The organism is Methylomonas stagni, from assembly GCF_050154735.1.
Classification (GTDB): Bacteria; Pseudomonadota; Gammaproteobacteria; order Methylococcales; family Methylomonadaceae; genus Methylomonas; species Methylomonas koyamae_A.
In genome coordinates, this window is record NZ_CP189557.1 from 4,501,676 (window position 1) to 4,525,981 (window position 24,306).

Consider the following 24,306-nt stretch of genomic DNA (forward strand, 5'->3'; position numbering starts at 1 on the left):
TATATATTTCCCTTCTAAGTTGCATATTGGGGGCGGGTAGCCTCTGTCGCTAGGGAATACGGTATTTATTAACAACAATGTGTTTATTTAAGCGTTTTTTTAAAAATAGCCTCATTTAAGCCTCAAAAAACCTGGTTGCTGAGTCCGTGGGTGATCTTTGGCGGTGTTTTTTCCGGTGTGGCTATTGGCATATTCGATAAGTCGTTAGCTGGGCAACTGCTTCCGATAGGTACCTTATATTTAAGGTTGCTGCAGATGTTGGTATTGCCGATTCTGATATCGGCAGTGATATCCGGTCTGGGTAATTTGTTTGTTTCGGGCATAAAAAAAAGCCAGCTTTCGAGGCTGGGTAGTTTTTTGTTTTTAGGCTTGGTTATTTCCAGCAGCGTAGGCGTGGCGTTCGGGGTTCTTGGGCATCCTGGGGACGGATTGCAACACGATGCCCAAGTTACGCTGGGTAAGACTATCAATCGTTCAGAATTGAGTGTAACGGCGCCGCCGGAAGTCCAAAAGCCGACTGTTTTTTCCTATGCTCAAGCGATCATTCCGGAGAATATCTTTAGCTCGCTCGATAGAGGCGACACGTTGGCAATTTTGTTTTTTTCGATACTGATCGGTATTAGTATGGGTATGATAGATACCGAAGCCAATAAAACCGCTTTGGCTGTAGTGAATGCGTTTTACCATGTGTTTTTATCTATTATCGGCTGGATGATGCATTTATTGCCGTTTGGTTTGTTATGCCTATTTGCCGGACAAATTGCCCAAGTGGGTATCGATATCGTTTGGGCCACCGTTAAATTGATACAATATCTTTATATCGCATGCGTGGTTACGATAATCGTTTACAGTGTAATTATTTGGTGGAAATTAAAGCACAGATTATCTTATTGGCAAACGGTTTCCGGATTGCGGCAGCCTATGATTGTCGCGTTGGGTACCGCTAGCAGTTTCGCCACTATTCCTTCCGCGTTGGCTGCTTTGAAAGATAATTTGCAAGTTGATGAAAATGTTTCGGATTTGATTGTTCCGTTAGGGGCTACGATCAATCCTCCGGCATCTGTATTGCAATTTGCGATATCCAGCATTTTCATTGCGCAAATCTATGGTGCGGAGCTTGGTTTTGAGCAACTTTTGATTATTTTTATGGGATCGATACTGGCCGGCGTGGCTTCGTCGAGTGCGCCGAGTATGGTGGCTTTGAGTATGATCGCGATGATTCTTGATCCGTTGGGATTACCGAGCAGTGTAGCTATCATTCTGCTCATTGCGATTGATCCCGTTGTCGATCCGATAGTGACCGCACTTAATGTGCAAGCCAATTGTGCGTTGGCGGTATCGTTATCGGAAACCGATAGCGACGTTACCTGTACTCCGGCTCGGGTTTAGCTCGTTTTAGTGATCATGATTTCGGCGTTGGCGCGGTTCGGGTTTTCTAGTAGCCGATCACTATTTTGATCCAATATGGATTGTGGATAATTGGGTAATATGGAAGGCGGTTTTCTGGGAATTGAAGCGGAAAAAACGGTTTCCCGAGTATAGACTTTCGGCGGACTGACTAAGAACGATTATTCTCCATTTCGGAAGAAGGTATGGCGCTAGTCTAGAACGCGGTTATTCGCCAGTGACAAACGTTAGTGATTGGGCGTTGGTTAAATGGCAAATCTATGACGGATTGCCGGGAGGGTTAGGTGGTCGGTAATTTGAATTTTGTGCTGAACCCGTGGCCACTGTAATTCAAGGTTAAACAACCCGGTATTTGTGTGTGGACTATTTTGATGTACCAGCTATCGAACGGTTTCTAGAGTTAACGAATTGTTGCAAATTATACAGCCGCTTAAATTTTGCTATGTTTTTCAACGACGGTACAAAATTACTTTTTGACGGCTACACAAATTAAGCGGATTGAAGTCTTAACTAGTTAAGGTTGAGGAAGGAATGGAGCTTTTTGCATTTCCATTTGCCGGGGGTAACGAACATTGTTATCGTGAGTTGGGTAATAGTTTAACCGGCATTCGCTTGAATGTTCTGCCGTTGCCGGGGCGGGGCAGCCTGATGTCGCGGCCGTGCATATCCTGTAGCGAGGAAATGGCCGATTACCTTTTCGAACGGATCAAGGATAGCCTACAACGGCCTTACGCCTTTTTTGGTCACAGTATGGGGGCATTTATCGCTTATATGCTCTGCAGGAAGATCGATAGTGAAAATATGCCGTTACCTAAGAAATTGATTTTATCCGGCCGTAGAGCGCCTTCCGTGATCGAAGACGAACCAAAACATAAAATGCCCAGTCAGCGATTTAGGCAAGTATTGCGAGAGCTGGGCGGCATTCCGGATGCGGTTTGGCGGGATGAGGAAATCATGTCGCTGTTCGAACCTATTATTCGATCGGATTTTCAGATGATAGAGACTTATTGTCATCAAAAGCAGAATGCGTTGGATATTCCCGTACATTTGTTTTTAGGCCGCTATGACAATGTTAGCGACGAGCAAGCCTTAGCTTGGCAACTGGAGACTTTGCAGCCGATTGATATTACGTATTTCGATGGAGGTCATTTTTATTTTAAAGATGATGAATTCTTGTTGAAGCAATTGGCCAAAAAGATCATTGACGCGCTGGCGGGCTAAGTTGCGCATCGTATTTTTAAATGACTATATAACTATTGTGGAGATTACTTGTGTTCGACGACGAAAATACAATATTTAGGGTGGTATTGAATCACGAGGGACAATACTCAATTTGGCCGATAAGCCGCGATTTGCCATCCGGCTGGACAGCCGACGGTACGGAAGGCCTTAAGCAAGTGTGTTTGGATCATATTGAAAAAGTGTGGACAGACATGCGGCCGCTGAGTTTGCGGCGGGCTATGGATCAATAATTAGGCGCTCGGCGAGTTTGACGGGCCGTTTTGGCGGATATTGGCTACGTGCCATTTTTCATCGGAATACGTTGAAATGTTAGAACTGATCAACCGCTATTGTCACGGATTTGTTGCTCTTCCCGTCATACATGGTTTGCGGAAACAAACATTTTTTAGCATTTTCAACGACGGCAAGGCCGTTAGTTTCGATGCTCTGTTAGCGCGTACGCAAGGCAACTCAGGGCATTTGAAAGCCGCGTTGAGGCTACTCGAGTCTTTAGAAATATTGGCGTTGAATCAAACTTATCGAGCGGGTTCTAGGTTTGATTGGCCGGCTCGGCTACCGGATAACTTCGAGTCTTTATTAAGGCTTGATTTTTCTACCGATAGCCAACAGACCATCGACTATTGGTTGGATCAGTCCTTACGGCATTGGTCTACTCAGGATTCGTTGTTGGCCGATTTTCTGGATGGTTTATGGCTACTGCCATTGTTTTTTCAACAAAAACCGGATCGCGACGGTCGGGGTTTCGACGAAACGTTTCATTTTTTAGCTCAGCGCGACCGACTGCGACAGTGTTTTTTAAATAAAGGCTGGATAGAGCGCCAAGCCGAGCGATGGGTTTTCAGTGCCGCCGGTCGGCATTTGTGTGAGCGTATTTTTGTTGCCGGTACGGTGTTTTCCTATCGGCCGATGCTGGCAAATATGGGCGAACTGTTATTCGGCGACGTCGGCAAGGTATTTTGTCGCGACGCGGAAGGCCATGAAAATCATTTGGACCGCTTGTTAAACGTTCAGGCCAGCGGATTTCAGCATGAACGATATTTTAAAGATTGCCAAGCCATCATCGTTGAAATCTTTAATCAAACGCCGATCGAAACTCAGCCCGATTATATTGCCGATATGGGCTGCGGCGACGGCACCTTATTAAAGCGCGTTTATCAGGTCATTCAGAGCCAAACCGAGCGAGGCCGGCAGCTCGATCGCTACCCGTTAATGTTGATCGGCGCCGATTACAATCAAAAGGCGCTATCGGCAACGGCGGCGACCTTGGCTGAATTTCCGCATACAACCATTCAAGCCGACATTGGTAATCCAGCCCGGTTTTTGGCGGATTTACAAGCTGCCGGCATCGCGAATACCGGAAAAATTTTACATATCCGTTCTTTTCTCGATCATGACCGGCCCTACATCGCACCGAAGCTGCAAGATCAATTGCGGCAAAGAGCCGAAGGACGGACGCATGGGGTTTATATCGACAGGGATGGTCAGGCGATCCCCGCAAAGGTGGTTTATCAGAGCCTGGTCGAACATTTGACCCGCTGGTCGGCGATTATCGGCGACAGCGGGGCGATGTTCTTGGAGGTCCACAGCTTGCCGCCCCAGGTGATTGCCCGCTATTTGGATCAATGCGAAAACCTGCATTTCGACGCCTATCACGCCTTTTCGGGGCAGATGTTGGCCGATGCCGACGAGTTTTTATGGGCGGCGGCGGAAAGCGGCTTATTTCCGCGTCTGGCTTATGCTCGACATTATCCTAGAACCCTACCGTTTAGCCGCATTACGTTAAATTGGTTCGAAAAGCGCCCTTATCGGCTGCGGCCCGCATTTAGCGATGACCTGGATGCCCTGGTCGATCTCGATCAAGCCTGCTGGCCCGTGCATTTAACCGCCGGACGCGACATGATCGCGGCAAGGTTGGCACGTTACCCGCAAGGCCAATATGTGCTCGAACAACAAGGCGAGGTGTTAGGCGCGCTGTATACGCAACGCATTAAAGAGCAGGCGATTCTCGATCAGGCGACTTTCCTGCAATTGCCGCAGCTCCATGATCCTCAAGGCTCGATCCTACAAATTCTGGGTATGAATATTAAGCCCAGCGTTCAACATTTGGGCCTGGGCGATCAAATACTGGATTTTTTATTGTACGTCTGTGGTTTGGACGGTAACTGCGAAGCGGTCGTGGGCATCAGCCGTTGCAAGCAGTTTGCCGAACAGGGCAGTTTGACGATGCCGCAGTATTTGCAAAAATGCCGCGACAGCGGCCAGTGGGATACGGTGCTGCATTTTCACGTTCATCACGGAGCCGAAGTGGTCAAGCCGATTGCCGATTACTGGCCCGATGACCTTGAGAATCAGGGCTACGGCGTTTTAGTTCGGTATTCGATGGCCGAGGCTGAACGCCATTGCCAAGATTCTATAGCGGCGGGTTCCGTTGCCGATGCGGTTTCGAAAGCTAAGATTGTTAACGAAGCGATACGGACGATACTCGGCGAATCCAGAAAAGCGATGTTTTCTCCCGAGCGTGCCCTCATGGAGATGGGCTTGGACTCCTTAGACTTGTTGGAGCTGCGCACGCTTTTAAGCAAGCAATTGGGCGTCCCGCTAGAGCCGATGTTTTTCTTTTCCTACGGCACGGCCAATGCGATCGACGCTTATTTTAACGGCGAATCGGCGAAACCCTCGGCAATGCCTCCGTTGCTCGGTTTTCCAGAACCGGTTGCAGCGGAAAGGCCAGCAGCGCAACAGCGGCCGTTCGACATCGCGATTGTCGGCATGGCTTGCCGCTTTCCTGGGGGTATTCGTTCGGCAGATAGCTTTTGGCAGTATTTGCGCGCCGGTTTGCATGGTATCGGCCAAGTACCGCCGGAACGTTGGGATTACCGGTCCTACCAGCCCGATGCCAATCCGTACGGCGGTTTTATTGACGATGTCGATCGATTCGATGCCGAGTTCTTCAATGTGACGCCGCGAGAGGCGCGTTTAATAGACCCTCAACACCGTTTATTATTGGAAACGGCTTGGGAAGCGTTCGAGCAGGCGGGGATTAATCCGCGGTCGGCTCAACAGACCGGGGTATTCGTCGGTTTATCAGGGCACGATTACGAGTTGCTGGCGGCCGAAAAAATCGGGATAGACATTACGACGTCTATCATGCCATCGGTAATTCAGCGGCGATGGCCGCTGGACGTTTGGCTTACTTTTTCGGTTTTAACGGTCCTGCCGTCAGTGTCGATACCGCCTGTTCCTCGTCGTTGCTGGCTGTCCGGCAGGCTTGTGAAAGCTTGCGTCGTTCCGATTGCCGTTTGGCGTTGGCCGGCGGCGTCAACTTAATGCTGGCGCCCGATTTGACGATGGCCTTTTCCAAAAGCGGCATGCTGGCGGCCGACGGGCGTTGTAAAACCTTTGATGCCGAGGCGGATGGCTATGTGCGCAGCGAAGGTTGCGGTTTAGTGTTGTTAAAACCGTTGGCCGATGCCGTTCGCGATAGGGACCAGATTTTCGCGGTCATCAAAGGCAGCGCCGTCAACCAAGACGGCGCGAGCAACGGCATTACCGCGCCGAACGGTTTGGCACAGGAAGCGCTGATACGGCAAGCCTTGATTGACGCCGAGCTACCGGCCGCGGCGGTTTCGGTGTTGGAGGCGCATGGTACCGGAACGCCGTTGGGCGACCCTATCGAGATAGCGTCGGTCGCGAAAATATACGGTGAAGGCCGGACGGCGGACAATCCCTTGGTGATCGGCTCCGTTAAAACCAATATCGGTCACACCGAAGCGGCGGCCGGCGTAGCCGGATTGATTAAATTGTGTTTGGCGCTTAAATATCGATTCATCCCGCCGCATCTGCATTTCAAACACCTCAATCCGCGCATTCCGTTGGCCGAAATTCCAGCTAAGGTGCCGTCCGAAGGCATGGATTGGCCCAAACAAGCCGACAGACCCAGAACTGCGGCGATCAGTGCGTTCGGCTTTAGCGGCACCAATGTGCACATGATTATTGCCGAGGCCGAGGAAACCGAACGCCCGGAGCCTATAGATTTAGCCTGCGTATTGCCGTTATCGGCGCAAACGCCCGAGGCTTTGCAAGCCTTGGTTCAAGACTATAAACGGTACTTAACGACGGGTAAGTCGCTCAATTTGTTGAGCATCGCCGCGACAGCGGCAACCGGAAGACAGCATTTCGATTTTCGATTGGCGATTGCCGCGGCCAATAGCGAACAGTTGCTGGAGAAATTAAATCATTGCGGTCAAGCAACCTATCCGATACGCGCGCGACCGGAAACGGTGTTCTTATTCACCGGCCAAGGCGCGCAATATCTGCAAATGGCGCGGGGACTTTATGCTAGCCGTAGCTATTTCCGGCAGGTTTTCGACCAATGTTCCGAACTGTTCGCCGCTTATCTGGATTGCTCTATCGTGGACGTGTTGTTCGGTGAAGACGGTTCAGAACAAGCGCTGCGACAAACGGGGCTGACTCAACCGGCTTTATTCACGCTGGAATATGCGTTGGCCAAACAATGGCAGCAATGGGGTGTCGAGCCGGACGTCATGATAGGCCACAGCATCGGCGAGTACGCCGCGGCGTGCTTGGCGGGGTGTTCGACCTGAATCAAGCCGTGATGCTGGTGGCCAAGCGCGGCCAAGTGATGCAAGCGTTACCGGCCAACGGCAAAATGGCGGCGGTCAATTGCCGGCCAGCGCAATTGGCGCCTTATCTGAGTGCCGGCGAAGACGTGGTCATCGCTTGTTTCAACGCCCCGGAGCGGCTGGTGGTATCCGGTTCTGCAAGCGGCGTGGACCGTTTGTTGGAACGCTTAACCGATGCCGGCTTCTCCGCTACCGAGCTAAAAGTGTCCCACGCCTTTCATTCGCCGCTGATGGCGGGGGCTTTGCCCGAATTCAGCCTGGCATTGGCAAAGGTTCAATTCAGTAAGCCGGCGATACGAATCATTTCCTCCTTGTCGGGGCAGGCGGTGAGCGACCAGATGAGCCATGCCGATTATTGGTTGCGGCAAATCGTCGAACCGGTCAATTTTACCGGGGCAATCGACACCTTGCGCCTGAAGGGCAGCGAGCAGATATTGTTGGAAGTCGGACCGAGAAGCGTATTGACGAGCTTGGCCAAACAAATCACCGGCCAAACGGAAAATATCGTGTTCTTACCGGCTTTGGATCCCGGCGTGGACGACGATCTTAGGGTGGCGGAAAATGTCGGCCGTTTGTACGAGTTAGGCTTGAATATTGATTGGCAGGCGTTTTACCGCAGTCTGCCGTACAACAAGGTTTCGTTACCGACCTATCCGTTTCAGCGACAACGCTATTGGCTTGACGACGTTTATCGGACCAAACCGGCGGCATTAAGCGCCGCCTATTGCCATCCGTTGCTGGGCCAGGCTATTTCCTCGCCGCTGGCCGACGAATATCAAGCCAGTCTGGGTTTAAACGATTTGGCTTGGTTGGCCGGCCATAGCATTGACGAGGAGGTCATCTTGCCGATGGCCGCTTATCTCGAAATGGCCGTCGCGGCGGCGGGTACCGGGCTGGCGTTGAAAGAGATTGTCGTTGCGAAAGCCTGCGCCGTTACCGAAACCGCTTTGACGCTGCATACCGTCAAACAGGCCGATAACATTACTATTTACAGCCGCCAAGACGGCGATTGGCGGCAACATTTCAGCTGCTCGGTCGCCACTATAGAGACTCGTGAAGCGGCCGAGAGGCATTTGGATTTGCCCCAGATACAAGGGCAATTGCAAACGCTATCCAAGGATGATTTTTACCGGCAACAAGCGCTACGCGGTTACCGTTTCGGCGGTTGTTTCCAAAGTTTGGAACAACTCTACCAAGGCCGGGATAGTGCGTTGGCCTATGCGTCTTGCAATCAACCGGGCGCCGGTTACCGCCTGCATCCCGTATTGCTCGACGCCGCGATCCAATGCGCCTTGATGTTGCTGCCTCGGGACGGGGTTCAGCGTTACATGCCGTTCAGTATCGAGCGCTTTGCCTTATGGGGCCAGCCCGGCTCGGCATTATGGAGCTTGGCGAAGCTCGTAAAGCGCTACGACGATGCGCTATTGGTCGATATCGACATTTACGACAGCGAAGGTTTAGCGATTGCCGCCCTCAACGGTGTGATGCTGAAACGGGTCGCCGCGCGAGCCGCTCAAGCCAGCCTAGCGATCATGGACGGGCTCTATCGAATCCAGTGGCAACACCAAGAAGCCGCAGCGGGTAAGAGCGAGGTGATTAGCACCTTGCGGCAAGAGTTTGCGCAGGGACTAAGCTTCGAGGCCGTCAAGGGCACCGGCGGCCGCTTGAATCAAGTCGCGGTGGGATATTTTCTGCAGGCCTTGGAGCAACTGGGGATGGAACCTTCACGGGTCTATGCCGACAGCGCCGACTTGATGGCGAGCTCTGGCGTTCAGCGGCGTTTTAGCCGTTTGTTCGAGCGCATGCTCGCCATTTTGCGTGAAGCCGGCTGCATTGATGTGGTCGATGGCGGTTGGCGTTTTCGGCGGACTTTGCCTTCATCGGCTAGGATGTTGGCGGAGCGGTTACGGCTGGAGTATCCGGCGCTGGCGGCGGAAGTCGATTTACTGGCCCGTTGCGGCGAACAACTGGCATCGGTTTGGCGGGGCGAACGCGATCCCTTGCCATTGATTTTTCCGGCGGATAATCCTTCGGCGATTACTGATTTTTATCGGCACTCGCCGTCGTTTGCCGTGCTGAACCAAGCCTTGGCGGTTGCCGTTGCCCAATTGGCGCGCGGCACGGCAACCACTAACGCTTGCCGCATCTTGGAAATCGGCGCGGGAACCGGGTCGGCGACTTACCATATTCTGAACGCCCTGGACGCTGAGCGATGCCGCTATACCTTCACCGACGTCTCGCGTTATTTTACCGAGCAGGCCAAACAAGCCTTTGCCAGCCACGTGTTCGTCGATTACCGAATCTTAGATATTGCCGCCGATCCGCAAGCACAGGGTTTCGCGGCTCAGTCTTTCGACATCGTCATTGCTTCCAATGTGTTGCACGCCACGACCGATTTGCATCGCACTTTAAGTCATTGTCGGCAGTTATTAGCCGGCGGTGGACATCTAGTCTTACTGGAAGGCGTGGAAGCAACGCCTTGGATCGATGCGGTATTCGGCCTGACCGAGGGTTGGTGGGCCTTTAACGATAACTTGCGCAGGGATTATCCGTTATTGAATAGCCGGCAATGGCAACAGGCCTTGCAAGATTTGGGTTTGGAGGCCGAATGCTTGGTCGCGGATCATCAGGATGCACCATTTAAACAAGCCTTGGTGTTGGCTTCGGCTCCGAAGCCGGTCGCGAAGACCTGGTTGGTGGCGGGCGATCAAAATGGCTTGGCCGAGCAGTTAAGTCGAATTCTGGAACAGCGGGGCATGGATTGTTTTCGACTGGTTGCCGGTGAGCAATTTAAACCCTTGGAGTCGAAGCGGTTTGAAATTAACCTGGAGCAAGCGGACGATTACCGGCAAGCGATAGCCGCCATCGAACGCCGCCAGCATATCGACGTAGTGGTCAACTGCTGGCCTTTGTCGTTATCGGCCGCGGAGTCGCGGTCTGGCGAACTGCTGATGGAGAACACGCGTTTTATGAGTGTCGGCGCCTTGTCCTTGATTCAAGCATTACTGGCCGGCGAGCGCCCGGCAAGCCTTTTGTGCCACCTGACCCGGCACTCGCAAAGCATCGATCAACAAGACCAAAGCACTTGCCCGGAAGCAGCAACCCTATGGGGGATCAATAAAGTCAGCTTGTTGGAACACCCCGAATTGAACAGTGTCGTTGCCGATCTTGACGATCAGCCGGCCAGTGCCGCGTTGTTGATACAAGACTTGTTGCAAGGTGCGCTGGAATCGCAGCAGGTTTACCGGAAGGGTCAACGTTTCGTGCCCAGACTGGCGGCGATCGACCAACGGAACGGCGCGGAAAGCCAGCGTACCTGGCGGGTAACCGAAGCCAATGCAGGCGCTATCGATGCCCTGCGACTCGTGGAGGTGGCCAACACCGCGCTAGGGCCGCATCAGGTGGAAATCAAGGTTCAGCACGCCGGACTGAATTTTATCGACGTCATGGATGTGCTGGGTTTGCTGCCGTTCGAGCGCGAAGGTTTAGGCATGGAATGCGTCGGAGTGATTAGCCGTTGCGGCGCCGAGGTTGTCGATTTTAGCGTCGGACAGCGGGTGATCGCCCTGGCCGAAGGTGCGTTTACCGATGAACTGATCGTCGATGCTTTTTGCGTCGCCGCATTGCCGGACACGATTCCTTCTTTGGCGGCGGCGACCCTGCCGGTCGCTTTTGTGACCGCCAGCCACGCCTTACTCCAGGTAGCCAAACTGCAGCCCGGACAGCGGGTGCTGATTCATGCCGCGGCGGGCGGTACCGGCATGGCGGCGGTACAAGTCGCCTTGGCGGCCGGCGCCGAAGTGTATGCGACGGCCAGTGTCGCCAAATGGCCGCAAGTGCGGCAGTTGGGCGTCGAATTAGTGATGAATTCCCGCGACCTGTCGTTTGTCGACCAAGTCAAGCAGGCAACGGGCGGTGAAGGTATTGATATTGTGTTCAATAGTTTGACCGGCGATTTTATTCCGGCAGGCTTGAGTTTGTTGAAAGCAGGTGGTTGCTTCTTGGAGATCGGCAAGCGCGAGCTGTTGACGGACGAACAGTTGGCGGCATGGGCGCCGGCAGTCAATTATCAGCCGATCGATGTCAGAGCCTTATGCCAAAGCCAGCCGCGGATGATTCAGCAATTATTGCAAACGGTTATCGCGCATATCGAACTGCAAACCTACCGGCCCTTGCCCTATACCCGCTTCGAGTGGCCGCAAATGCAACACGCTTTCCGGTTCATGCAGCAGGCCAAACATGTCGGCAAAATCGTGTTGACCAACCAAGCCAATATCGACGATTTCGTTTGCGATGCCAATGCCAGTTATCTGATCACCGGTGGCCTGAAAGGGCTGGGTTTGTATAGTGCGCGGTGGTTGGTTGAAAAAGGCGCCAAGCGGTTGTTTTTGCTCGGGCGCTCCGTGCCGACGGAAGCCAACGAAGCCAAAATAACAGAACTGCGGGCTCTGGGTGCCGAGGTTGAAGTCTTGATTGCCGACGTCAGCGACGAGGCGGCCATGCAGGCGGTTTTCCAAAGCATCCGGCAAACCGGCAGGCCGTTGAAGGGGATCGTGCATTCGGTTGGCGTGTTGAGCGACGGTACGTTAAGGCAACAAAATTGGCAGCGTTTTCGGACCGTATTGGAGCCGAAAATCAAAGGCGCATGGCAATTGCATAGTCTCAGCCAAGCGGACGATTTGGACTTTTTCCTGATGTATTCTTCGGTGGCCTCTTTGCTCGGTAGCGCCGGGCAGTCTAACCATGCCGCCGCCAATGCGTTTTTGGATGCCTTTGCCGCTTACCGGCGGGCGCGGGGCTTGGCTGGACAAAGCATCAATTGGTGCGGCTGGTCGGAAATTGGTTCCGCCGCCGAACTGAAGCTGAGCGACCGGATTCGCAAGGGCTTGGCCGACATTTCGCCGGAGCAGGGCGGGCTTGTTTTAAACGAAGCCCTAAAACGTAACGAGGTACAACTGGCGGCTTTACCCATCGATTGGCCGGTATTCCTGGCCGATGCACCGATGCGGGAGTTTTTTGCGGCCTTCGGTACGGCGGCGCCCGCGATTGAAACGGTGCCGGTTGCAAATTCCGGACAATTCGATGCGGAGGCGCTGCGGCGCTTGAGCGAAGCCGACCGCGGCCATAAGCTGAAACAGTTTCTTACCACGGAGTTGGCGGCGGTATTGGGGATGGACGTGGCGCAACTCAATGCTTTGAGTCAACGTCATTCCGGCTTTTTCGATCTGGGGCTGGATTCGCTAACCTCGGTGGAGTTCAAAAACAAGATCAATCACGGCTTGGCGGTCAAATTGCCGGCGTCGGCGATTTTCGACTTTCCGACGATTCAAGCCTTGAGCGGTCATTTAATGTCGCTGCTGGCAAACGACGAACGGGTTGCCGGGACAAACGAAACGGCCGGCGACGAACTGGAGGGGCTGTCCTTGGAACAAGCGGCTGAATTACTGGCGAAGGAATTAGGATAAATATGGCGAGTACCGAAGCCCCCGATTATCAGCAATTGGTCAAAAACGCTTTAGTCGAAATTCGAAGGCTAAAAGCCACTATCGCCGAATTGGAGCAAAACCGCGAACAGGACGACATTGCCGTCATTGGCGCCGCGTGCTGCTTTCCGGGCGGCCGGGAGGATGCGGGGGATCTTGAGGCCTTTTGGCAGGTTTTGGCCGACGGCGTGGACGCCGTCAGAGAGGCGCCGGAGCAGCGTTTGAGCAAAGCGCAATTTTACGATCCCAACCCTGATGCCGCCGGTAAAATCCTGAGCATTCAAGGCGGATACCTCAACGATATCGATCAATTTGCCGCCGAGTTTTTTTATATTTCGCCGCGCGAAGCCGACAGTCTCGATCCGCAGCAGCGCCTGCTGTTGGAAAGCCATTGGCGGGCGTTGGAACAGGCCGGTATTCCGCCTTCTTCGTTAATGGGCAGTCAAACAGGGTTGTTCGCCGGTATCTGCGGCAACGATTATTACCATCTGCTGGCCAGCCGTGACTATCGCGAAATCGATAGTTATATGGCTTCCGGCACCGCGCATAGCACCGCCGTCGGCCGCGTGGCCTTTTATTTGGGGACGCAAGGGCCGGCGGTGGCTGTCGATACCGCGTGTTCTTCGTCGTTGGTGGCAATTCACTTAGCTTGTCAAAGTCTGCGCGCCGGAGAATGCCGATTGGCCTTGGCCAGCGGCGTCAACGCCTTATTGGCGCCCGAATTCAGCATCAATTTTTCGCGAGCCGGCATGTTGTCGCCGGACGGGCGCTGCAAAACCTTCGACGATGGCGCGGACGGTTATGTGCGCGGTGAAGGCTGCGGTGTGGTGGTATTGAAAAAATTGGCCGATGCCCAGCGCGACGGCGACAAGGTCTTGGCGGTGATCAAGGGTTCTGCCACCAACCAGGATGGACGCAGCAGCGGTTTGACCGCGCCCAACGGTAGCGCTCAGCGCCAAGTGCTGAAACAAGCCTTGCAAGCCGCCGGATTGAAAGCCGAACAAGTCGCTTATGTCGAAGCGCACGGTACCGGCACCAGCCTGGGCGATCCTATCGAGATCGAAGCCTTGCAGGCGGTTTACGGCAGCCGGCGGCAAACGCCGTTGACGATCGGTTCGGTGAAAAGCAACATCGGCCATCTGGAAGGGGCGGCCGGTATTGCCGGCTTTATCAAGACCGTGTTGATGCTGCAACACCAAAAAATTCCCAAGCAATTGCATTTTCAGCAGCCGAACCGGCACGTCGATTGGCAATCCATGAATCTGACGGTCAGCCGGCAATTGGCCGATTGGCCGGTCGAGCAGGGCCAGCCGAGGATTGCCGGCGTCAGTTCCTTCGGCTTTGGTGGGAGTAACGCGCACGTTTTGGTCGCCGAAGCGCCGAAACAGGCGCACGAGGCTGCCGTTTGCCGCCATCGCCGGCAGCTATTGACGCTGTCGGCGCGGACTCCGCTCGAATTGCGCGCGCTAGCACAGGCTTATAGCGACTATTTGTCGGCCAATCCGGGCTTGGAGCTGGCCGACTTTTGTTATACGGTCAATGTGCGGCGCGATCATTTCGCCTATCGGCTGGCCTTGCCGTGCACCAATATGGCCGAAGCGGTCGACGGTTTGCGTAAGCTTAGCGAAGGCCAAGCCGGCGAGGAAAGGCGCATGGCCTTGCTGTTCACCGGCCAGGGCGCGTTTAACGGCCCGCTTTTAGACGTGTTCGCCGATTTGCCGTTGTTTGCCGATGATTTCGCTGCCTGCGAAGCGGCATTTGATCGGCAAATGGGATTCTCCTTGCGCGAATTGCTGTTTACCGAACAGGGCGCGGCGCGGTTGGCATCGACGGAGTATGCCCAACCGGCCTTGTATTGTTTTCAAGTGGCTCTCGCTAGGACTTGGTTGGCCTTGGGCGTCGAAGCGGATTATTTGCTCGGCCATAGCGTCGGCGAATATGCCGCCGCGTGTTTGGCGGAGGTATTCAGCTTTGAAGACGGTTTGGCGCTGATCAAGCAGCGCGGTCGGCTGATGGCGGCGCTGAGCGAAGAGGGCGGCATGCTGGCGGTGTTGGCCGAGGCCGATAAAGTCGGGCTCGCCTTGCAAGAATGCGGCAGTAGCCTCTGCGTCGCCGGCTACAACGGCAAAACCAATACCGTGGTATCCGGCGCCAAACACGAACTGCACCGCTTCAGCCGTTATCTGGAGCAGCAAGGGATGGCTTATGCGGTCTTGAACGTCGATCGCGCCTTTCATTCGCCGCTGATGGCGCCGATGCTTCGGGAATTCGCGGCTAGCGCGGCCGGCATCGCGTATCGGTCGCCGACTAAAAACATTATTTCCACGCTGACCGGTCAGTTAATCGGTGCGGAAATGGCGAGTGCCGAGTATTGGCTGAAGCAGATCAGCAGCCCGGTGTTGTTTAGCCAAGCCTTGGCCGAGTTGGTCGCCAACGACGTGGATGGGATGTTGGAAGTCGGACCGCAAAACGTGCTGAGTAAATTGGTACAACGCGAATACCCGGACGGCCGGATTAAAGCCATCAGTTCCCTCGATAGCCGGCAAGCCGACGGCGGTTTGCTGGATACGCTGGCGGCGCTTTATCGCGGCGGGTTGAAGATCGATTGGCAGGCTTATTATCAGGATTTTAAAGGCCGTCATTTGAATGTGCCGGCTTATCCTTTCAGTAGGCAGCGTTACTGGTTTAAAGCCGCGCCGAGAACGGCCGCGCCAGCGCCGGCCTTGCATCCTTTTTGCAAAACCCATTCGAAACGGCCGATCAGCCGGAAAAGCAAGTCTTTAGCGCCGTTTTGCAAGCCAGCCATCTGGCTTTCCACCGCGACCATCGTTACCACGGCAAGCTCTTGCTCCCCGCCGCCCATTATCTGGAAATGGCGGTTGCGGCCTTGGGCGGTCTGCCTTGCCGCATAGCGCAGGCGAGTTATCCCGCGCCATTGCTATTCGACGAGGAGCAGGCGGTGAGCCTGCAATTGTTACTGACGGCCGATGCTGACGGCTACGCTTGCGCTATTTATGCGCGTTGTGCGGATGATTTACCCTGGCAATGCCATTTTAGCGCCAGGATAGAGACGCTGAATCAAGCGGCTGAATCGATGTCGCCTATCCCGGTATTCAACCAAGGTTTGGATGTCGAGCGCTATTACCGGGCCATGGCCGAGCGAGGCATCGATTTCGGTCCGGCTTACCGCTTGCTGGACAGCCTGTCCGCGCAAGACCAGCAGGCGCTGGGCAAGATCAAAGCCGCCCCGCGAGACAGTGCTTATTTTCTTTATCCGCCGATGCTGGATGCGTGTTTCCAAGTGGCGGGCGCTTTGCTGCCGCAGGACCAAGAAACCTATGTGCAAACGAGTCTGGCGTTGCTGACGTATTACCGGCCGATAGGCCAGGGCGATATCCATGCGCACGCACGGTTAACGGGTGTCGAAGCAGGGCAATGGCTTTTCGATATCGATGTTCTGGCCGAAGACGGCGAGACTATCGCCCGCATACTAGGTTTGGGCTTAAAGCGATTGCCGTCCAATCGGCAAGACGGGCTTTTTTATAAAACTCAATGGCAAGCCGTCGCTAACCCGAGCGACGAGATAAACCCCGAGGCAAGCGCGGCTTGGCTGGCGCAAATTGCCCGAGGCCCCGAGCAATACTGGCCGCAGCCACCAGGCATAGCCGAAAACCAAGCCGAGGTTTTGGAAGCCGAGGCCTTGAATTATGTGCTGAAAGCCTTGCAGGATTTGGCGTTTCCGTACCAAGTGGGTGAAGGTTTCGAATTGGCGCAGTGCCTGCGGCAATTGGGGTTTTACCGCGTTATTCGAAGTTGCTGCAGCGCTGTTTAACGGTGTTAAGCCAAGCGCAATATTTGAGTCTGGAACAGGAGCAATGGCGAGTGTTGAAACCGCTGGTCGCCGGGCCGGAACAGAGTTCGATAGCCGGCGGCATCGAGATGCAATTGCTCAGGCAATGCGGGCGGGCTTTGGCCGGCGTATTAAACGGCAACATCGATTTTCTGCCGTTGCTGTTTCCGGAAAACAGCAACATTTCCGCCGCGACTTTATATAGCCAAGCGGAAGGTTTTACGATTTTGAACCGTAGCGCGGTTCTGGCCTTGGACGGCTGGTTGGCGTTAATCCCCAAAGGCCGTAAATTAAGGGTCTTGGAAATCGGCGCCGGTACCGGCGGCACGACGCGGCATCTCTTGCCGCTGTTGGCCGGCAGGGTCGATTTCGAGTATTGGTATACCGATTTGTCGTCGGCTTTTTTTAGTTCGGCCCAAGCGGGTTTTGCCGACTATCCGCCGCTTAAATATCAAACCTTGGATATCGCCAAAGACCCTTTCAGTCAAGGTTTTGCCGAACATGGCTTCGATTTGGTCGTCGCCGCCAACGTTGTTCATGCCACTGCCGATTTACCGCAAACGCTGTCCCATGTCCGGCAGTTGTTAAACGATCAGGGCGTATTGCTGTTGTTGGAAGGTTTACAGCCCCGGCTGTGGGTGGACTTGATTTTCGGGTTGACCGACGGTTGGTGGGCGTTCAACGATCAGCGGTGCCAGGCGAATTATCCGTTATTGGATCAAAACGGCTGGCAGGGTTTATTGAGCGAAACCGGATTTGCGTCGACGGCCTTCATTACCGCGCCGTTAGACGCAACCGAACGCCTATGCCGACAAAGCGTGATTTTGACTCAGGCGGCGCGAACCCGCGGCCGCCATTGGTTGATCGTCGACGATAGCTTGGGCGCGGCGGACCGGTTGGCGGATTATTTAAACGCGCGTGGCGATCGTTGTACCAGGATCGATTACGGCCAAGCGCTTTCTCAACACGCCGACGCTTCGTGGACTGTGGACCCATTCCAACGCCGGGATTTCGAACGTGTGCTGCAACATTGGTTTGAGCCTGAAGAAAATGGCCAATATGCGGTGCTGGTTTGTTCGGGCCTGGACGGCGTTATCGACGAAACCAGCGACAGTCGGGCGGTGGAAAAAACGCTGGCTATCGTTTGCGCCGGCACTTTGCATTTGTTGCAGGCCTTAGGGGCGGCGTCTATCGGATTACAGGCTTTCAATGTGCTGACCCAAGGTGCGCAGCCGGTTGTCGACGGCGACTGTCCGCAAGCCGCAATGGCGGCCTTGTGGGGCATGGTCAGAGTCGCCGCCAAGGAATATCCGCGGCTTCAATGTCGCTTATTCGATTTGCAAGCAGGGATGGACTTGGATTTACCGACTTGCCAACTGGTTTGCCAAACCGATGCCCAGGCCGAATTGCAAAATGCGGTGCGAGACGGGCGGCTATTCGTGCCGCGTTTAGTGTCTTGCCTTCCCGGCGGCAATCAGCCTTTGACGATACGCGAACAAGGCGTTTATCTGGTGACCGGTGCATTCGGCGGCATGGGCTTTAAGCTAACCCAATGGTTGATCGAGCAGGGCGCCAAACACTTAATCTTGTTGGCAAGAACGGCACCGTCCGCGGCAGTGAAGCAAGCGCTGGACCAAGCGGCGGCGGGGAGCGTCGAGATCCATATCCAAGCCGTCGACGTCAGCGATTACGACGCTTTGCGTCGGGCGGTCGATGTACCGGGTCGGCAAGGCTTGGCCGGTATTTTCCATAGTGCCGGCGTGTTCGCCGATTGTTTGCTGCAAGACTACGATTGGCAGGTGTTCAGCAGCGTTTTTCCGGCCAAGGTGGCGGGCGCTTGGAATTTGCATAGGCTGAGTCTGGAGCTTGAAAGCTCTCCGGATTATTTCGTGCTGTTTTCTTCTTCGGCGTCGGTATTGGCCGCCGGCGGTTTGGCCAATTATGTAGCCGCCAACGCCTTTGTCGATGCCTTGGCGGCTTACCGGCGTCGGCAAAATCTGCCGGCGCACGCTATCAATTGGGGGGTCTGGCAAGATACCGGCATGGCGGCGGCGGTCAACGATATTCGCCGCCAACAATGGCAAACGATGGGCGTCAAGCCGATGGCGACAGATACTGCATTGGCCGCGATGCGGACCGCGATCGAATCCGACGACGCCAATCTGGCGATTATCGACATCGACTTCGATCGCTATGCCGGCAATCAAGATCACGACGGTTATTTTCAAGCGCTATTGAGCCGCCGGGAACAGGGGCAGGCGCAGGCGACCAAGGCCGCTTCTAACGGCGGGGAATCTATTGTGTCTTTGTTGCGGCAAAACCCCGATCGGCAACGGGAAGTCATGCTGGAGCATGTCAGTCGCTTACTCGGGTCGGTATTGGGGATTGCCGGCGACATCGACGCTAGGCGCGGATTTTTCGAGCTGGGCATGGATTCGTTGACGGCGATGGAACTGCGCAACCGCTTGCAACGCGAGTTCGAACCGCCGTTGGATGCGACCTTGACCTTTAAATATCCGACCTTGTCGGCGTTGGCGGATTATCTGTTGAGCTTGCTGGTGGATACTAGGCCCAAGCAGGAAGAGCCGAGCGCCGAGCCTGTTGCCGACGCAAAAAACGCGATAAACAGCGAGGAGCCGATATTATCCTTGGACGAACAATTAGCCGATATAGACCGGTTTTTGGAACACTTCTGAATCATGTCGGCAGACAAAGTACGGGGAGAGACGTGTCGGAGAATGAAGATCAATTAAAACGCGCTTCGCTGGCATTGGCAAAAATGAAACAGCGTTTGCTCGACCAGGAAGCCAAGGCGAACGAGCCGATTGCGATCGTCGGCATCGGTTGCCGCTTACCGGGCGGCATTGATACGCCGGAAGCGTTCTGGCAGTTATTGAGCCGCGGCGAACACGGCATCGTCGACGTGCCTGGCGACCGTTGGGATATGGCTAGCCTGTACAGCGCCGAGCGCGGCGTGCCGGGGAAAATGTATACCCGCAAAGCCGGGTTTATCGAGCGGCCGGGGGATTTCGATCCCGAGTTTTTCGGTATTTCGCCGCGCGAAGCCAAAAGCATGGACCCGCAACAACGCTTGCTGCTCGAGGTTTGTTGGCAGGCATTGGAGCATGCCAACATCGTTCCCGATTCGCTACGCGATAGCGATACCGGTTTGTTTCTGGGCATAGGCCAAAACGACTATGGCCTGTTGCAGCTCTATTCCGACGATTATTCGCGCATCAATACCTACGACGGTAGCGGCAACGGATTTTGTTTCGCCGCCGGTCGGATTTCTTATGTGATGGGATGGCAAGGCCCATGTCTTGCTATCGATACCGCATGTTCGTCGGCCTTGGTAGCGGTGCATTTGGCCTGCCAAAGTTTGCGCAAGGCCGAGTCCAGGGTGGCGGTGGCGGCCGGCGTGCAATTAATGCTGACCCCCAACGTGGCGATGTTTCTATCCAGGGTCGGGGCACTGGCCGAAGACGGGCATAGCAAAGCCTTCGATGCTTCGGCCGACGGTTATGGACGAGGGGAAGGCTGCGGCGCGTTGGTCTTAAAGCGCCTGTCCGATGCCGAGGCCGACGGCGACGACATCATCGCAGTGATCAAAGCCAGCGGCGTGAATCACGACGGCCCCGGTAGCGGCTTGACGGTGCCCAACGGTTTGGCTCAACAAAAACTGATACGGCAAGTCTTGGCGCAAGCCAAAATTAACGCCGAACAAGTGGTTTACGTCGAAGCCCACGGGACCGGCACGGTATTAGGCGATCCGATCGAAGCGGAAGCCTTGGGCACGGTCTATTGCCAAGACCGGGCGCCGGACAATCCGTTGTATATCGGTTCGGTGAAAACCAATATCGGCCATCTGGAAGCGGCGGCCGGTATTGCCAGCATGATTAAAGCCGCTTTGATGTTAAAACATCGCGAGATTCCGGCCAGTTTGGGCTTTTCCGAGCCCAATCCCCATATTCCCTGGGAAACGTTCAATCTGAAAGTCCCGACCCGGTTAACCGCTTGGCCGGATAAGGCTGAACAGAGTTTTGTCGCCGTCAGTTCGTTTGGCATGAGCGGTACCAACGCGCATGCCCTCTTACAATCGCCGCCACCGAAAAAGCGGGGCTGTCAAACGCAGCCAGAGCTGTATCTTTTGACCCTGTCGGCAAAAACCCAAGCGGCGTTAGCAGCGGTCGCCGGTCTATATGCCGACGCTTTACAGGCATTGCCCGCCAGTCGAATTCAGGATTTTTGCTTTACCGCCAATACCTGCCGCAGCCATTTTTCCTTCCGCAAGGCGCTGGTTGCGAGCGGCGGCGAGGAGTTGATCCAACAATTGCGCGATCCGGGCTTGTTGAACGACGTCAGACCGTGCTCGGAATGGAAAACGCCGAAACTGGCCTTTTTATTTACCGGACAAGGTAGTCAATATCCGCGCATGGGCTTGGATTTATACCGCAGTGAAGCGGTATTCCGGGCGGCGGTGGACCAATGCGATGCCATTCTGGCGCCTCGGGTTGGTTATTCGGTCAAGGCCTTGTTGTGCGACGAAGCAGACGAACAACGGTTGAGAACCCATGCTCAACCGGCGATTTTCGTGTTTCAGTATGCGATGCTGGCCTTGTGGCAAAGTTGGGGGATCAAGGCCGATTTCGTGTTGGGGCATAGCATCGGCGAATACGCGGCGGCTTGCCATGCCGGGGTGTTTGCGTTGTCCGATGCCTTGAAATTGATTGCCGCGCGTAGCAGCAGTATCAACGAGCATGCCGTACCTGGCGCGATGATCGCCGTTGCCGCCGACGAAAAAACCGTTCAGCCCTGGCTTGCGCCGTTCGTCGATAGCGCCGGCATCGCGGTGGTGAATACCGCCAAGAGTCTGGTGATTTCAGGCTTGAAGGATGCCTTGCAAGAAATTAGCGTAGCGTTGGAGCAGGCTGGGCTTTCCGTTACCCCGTTGAATGTCGCCCACGGATTTCATTCGCCGGCCATGCAAGCGGCTTTACCGGTTTTTGCCAAAGTCGCCGAGACGATCGATTTTCGCGCCCCGGATAAGACCTTGGTATCGACGTTGACAGGCCGCATAGCGGGCGAGGAAATCGGCGCGGCGGATTATTGGGTTAAGCACATCCGCCAAACGGTACAGTTTTATCCGGCCGTGCGGCAACTCGCCGCGCTAGGGGCGGATATTTTGCTGGAAATAGGACCAAGGCCGGTCTTATTCGGTTTGGTCAGGCAGATCGAGTCCGCCGCGGAAAAAATCTGTCTGCACGGCCAAACCGGCAAGGGCGATAGCCGGGTGGAAACTTACCGGGCGCTGGCTCGGTTATATCAAGCGGGTTTGACGCCCGATTGGCGGGCCGTCACCGGCGGCGAAAAAATCAAATTGCCGAACTATCCCTGGCAACGCCAGTTTTATTGGCTGGCTGCGCCAACGGCTAAACAAGCGATTACCGAGGCTCAGTCGGCGTCTACCGTTTTACAGGCCTTGGCCGAAGGCCAAACCGAAAGTTTGTTGGCCGCCTTATGGCAGGATAAAACCCCGAACGAGGACGAACGAAAATTAACCCTGCAAATTCTGCACAATCTGACCGCATTGCATCAGCAGGCGATTTCGCAAGATCGGCAGGCGCAATGCGCTTATCAAATTAGCTGGCAGCGCTACGAATTGCCGCAAGCCGGGGCCGCCAAAACCTGGTTGTTGATCGCCGACCGGCAACGGCGAGCCAAAACGCTGTTTGATGCCGGTTCGGGCGCCAAGATGCCGATGGTCTTGCTCGAACCGGGGCGCGAGTATCAAAAAATAAGCGCGCAACATTATCGCCTGTGTTTCGATAGCGAGCAGGACTGGCAACGTTGTTTGGAGGATATTGCCTCGACATCCTCGAGGGAACTGGCGGTAATGAATTTTCAAGCCTGTGATTTGGCCGATGGCGGGCCGGAAGCCCTCGGCGCGGTGATGGCTCGGTTTATTGCCTGTTACCGGGCCTTGAAACAAGCGGATAAACCGCTACCGATCTGGTGGTTAACCGAAAACGCTCAGGTCGCTGCTGACGGCGACGCGGCTACCGGCTGGGTAAGCGCCGCCGCGTGGGGGCTTGGCAGGGTGATCGGCTTGGAACAACCGGCTCTGTTCGGCGGCTTGCTGGATATGGCAGGTAGCGGACCGGAGCAGTTGACTAAGTTGATGGCGATCATGGCGATAGCACCTCGCGGCGAACAAATTGCGATTCGGCCGGAAGGTTGCTATGCGGCCAGATTGACACCGAGCGCCTTACCCGCCGCCGCTGTCGTCATCGATCCGCGCGGCGATTACCTGATTACCGGCGGCTTGGGCGGCTTGGGTTTGGCTATTGCCGGCTGGTTGGTGGCGAACAAAGCCGGCCGGGTATGGCTGATTGCCCGCCGTCCGGCTGCAGGCGAGGCGCAGCAGAAGATTGAAAATTTACGGCGGCAAGGCGGCGACGTGCGCTGCGTTCAAGCCGACATCGCCGATGGCGAGGCAGTCGCTGGGTTAATGGCGCATATTCCGCAACAGGGCGGACGCTTGAAAGGCGTCGTTCATGCGGCCGGCATCTTAAAAGACGGCCTGTTGGAAAATCTGCAAGCCGACGATTTTAAAGCGGTATGGTCGGCTAAGGTGACGGGGGCTTGGTTGTTGCATCAAGCCACCAAAGATGCTGCATTGGATTTTTTCGTGCTGTGTTCGTCGGCGGCTTCGGTGCTGGGTTCCAGGGGCAAGCGGCTTATGCCGCCGCCAATGCCGCGATGGACGGTTTGGCGCAATACCGCAATCGCTTGGGTTTGCCGGCATTAACCGTCAACTGGGGCGCTTGGGCCGATGTCGGCATGGCCGCCGGCTTGGACCGGGTTGATCAACAGCGTATGCAAGCCAGCGGCGTCGTGGCGATGCCAGCGCCGTTCGCTGTGAGTTTATTGGCGAAAGCCTTGAGTGCCGGCGCGAGCCAGCAAGTGTTGATGGACGTCGATTGGCCGCTATTTCACAAGGCCTTGGCCGAGGCGGCGACTAAACCTTTATGGCAGGTGACCGGCGGGCTGGTAGAAGAGGCCGACGCTATCGCGGATAGTCCAGCAGTGCTTAATTTCGAGCAACAAATAGCCGAGTTAAGCCAGGACGAAGCTTACCAATTGGCCAAAACCCAACTCGAGCAAGCGATCAAGCAAGTGCTGTATCTGGACGAAGCTAAAACCATCGATAGTTATCAAGGTTTTTTCGACATGGGGCTTGATTCGATCACCATCGTCGAGTTGAGGGTAAATTTGCAGCGTCGCCTAGGTTGCGATTTGCCGACGACGTTATTGTTTGACTACGCCAATGTGGCCGATGTCTGCGCGTATTTGTTGGAGCGCCACGCAAAACCGCTACCGAGCCCAGTCGAGGACGTTAACGCCGATACCGCCCGGACGGCGGTGGAAAATTTATCCGAGCAGGAATTGGATCAATTAATTAGCGAGAAATTACAAAAAATACTGGCGGATACGTAGACCGAGCGGTCGAGAAACCGAGGCATGGCCCAGACGCATGCAAGCCGCTCCCTATATCATTGCAGTGGCAGTGGCAGTCAACCGGAAACGCGGGAGTATGGGTTTCCGTCCGAATAAGCTAAATAATTGAAAACCGCCACCCGTTCCGATGCAAACCAGGCCATCGATTCCAAATATGATTACG

Annotated in this window: 8 protein-coding genes and 3 pseudogenes; all 11 read left to right on the forward strand. The window is 54.9% G+C overall.

The features are described 5' to 3' along the window. Positions 1 to 150 precede the first annotated feature (150 nt). The 11 genes and pseudogenes from ACP4CD_RS20645 to ACP4CD_RS20695 all read left to right on the forward strand — a co-directional run bounded on the left by ACP4CD_RS20645 (position 151) and on the right by ACP4CD_RS20695 (position 24,122). Positions 151 to 1,389: a dicarboxylate/amino acid:cation symporter gene (locus ACP4CD_RS20645; protein WP_426992395.1), complete on the forward strand. Its 1,239-nt coding sequence runs from the start codon at positions 151 to 153 to the stop codon at positions 1,387 to 1,389. A gap of 549 nt (positions 1,390 to 1,938) precedes the next feature. Then, the gene (locus tag ACP4CD_RS20650) at positions 1,939 to 2,628 is read left to right on the forward strand and encodes a thioesterase II family protein (RefSeq protein ID WP_064031425.1); all 690 of its coding nucleotides are present in this window, start codon (positions 1,939 to 1,941) and stop codon (positions 2,626 to 2,628) included. Between the two features lie 50 nt (positions 2,629 to 2,678). After that, on the forward strand, positions 2,679 to 2,879 hold the full coding sequence (locus ACP4CD_RS20655) for an MbtH family protein (RefSeq protein WP_426992396.1): 201 nt from the start codon (positions 2,679 to 2,681) through the stop codon (positions 2,877 to 2,879). 76 nt (positions 2,880 to 2,955) lie between these two features. After that, positions 2,956 to 5,748: pseudogene (locus ACP4CD_RS20660) on the forward strand (type I polyketide synthase); the annotation flags it as partial. A gap of 71 nt (positions 5,749 to 5,819) precedes the next feature. Further along, positions 5,820 to 7,253, forward strand: a complete 1,434-nt coding sequence (locus ACP4CD_RS20665) for a type I polyketide synthase (RefSeq protein ID WP_426992398.1) — start codon at positions 5,820 to 5,822, stop codon at positions 7,251 to 7,253. Next, positions 7,241 to 12,757, forward strand: a complete 5,517-nt coding sequence (locus ACP4CD_RS20670) for an SDR family NAD(P)-dependent oxidoreductase (RefSeq protein ID WP_426992400.1) — start codon at positions 7,241 to 7,243, stop codon at positions 12,755 to 12,757. Before ACP4CD_RS20665 ends, ACP4CD_RS20670 begins: the two co-directional genes overlap by 13 nt. A 2-nt stretch (positions 12,758 to 12,759) precedes the next feature. Next, positions 12,760 to 15,267: pseudogene (locus ACP4CD_RS20675) on the forward strand (type I polyketide synthase); the annotation flags it as partial. 299 nt (positions 15,268 to 15,566) lie between these two features. Continuing rightward, a complete protein-coding gene (locus ACP4CD_RS20680) occupies positions 15,567 to 16,607 on the forward strand; it encodes a polyketide synthase dehydratase domain-containing protein (RefSeq protein WP_426992401.1) in 1,041 nt (346 codons plus the stop codon). Beyond that, complete coding sequence (locus ACP4CD_RS20685) at positions 16,550 to 19,321, forward strand: SDR family NAD(P)-dependent oxidoreductase (RefSeq protein ID WP_426992402.1); 2,772 nt, start codon at positions 16,550 to 16,552, stop codon at positions 19,319 to 19,321. The genes ACP4CD_RS20680 and ACP4CD_RS20685 overlap by 58 nt, the downstream gene beginning before the upstream one ends. A gap of 83 nt (positions 19,322 to 19,404) precedes the next feature. Beyond that, positions 19,405 to 23,399, forward strand: a pseudogene (locus ACP4CD_RS20690) (type I polyketide synthase); the annotation flags it as partial. A 195-nt stretch (positions 23,400 to 23,594) separates the two neighbouring features. Beyond that, positions 23,595 to 24,122 carry an acyl carrier protein gene (locus ACP4CD_RS20695; protein WP_426994718.1) on the forward strand — a complete coding sequence of 176 codons (528 nt, stop codon included), beginning with the start codon at positions 23,595 to 23,597 and terminating at the stop codon, positions 24,120 to 24,122. Positions 24,123 to 24,306: the final 184 nt, after the last annotated feature.

Coding starts and splice junctions, on each gene's coding strand:
- ACP4CD_RS20650 (WP_064031425.1), top strand. CDS start 1,939: ATGGAGCTTTTTGCATTTCCATTTGCCGGGGGTAACGAACATTGTTAT.
- ACP4CD_RS20665 (WP_426992398.1), top strand. CDS start 5,820: ATGGCCGCTGGACGTTTGGCTTACTTTTTCGGTTTTAACGGTCCTGCC.
- ACP4CD_RS20695 (WP_426994718.1), top strand. CDS start 23,595: ATGGACGTCGATTGGCCGCTATTTCACAAGGCCTTGGCCGAGGCGGCG.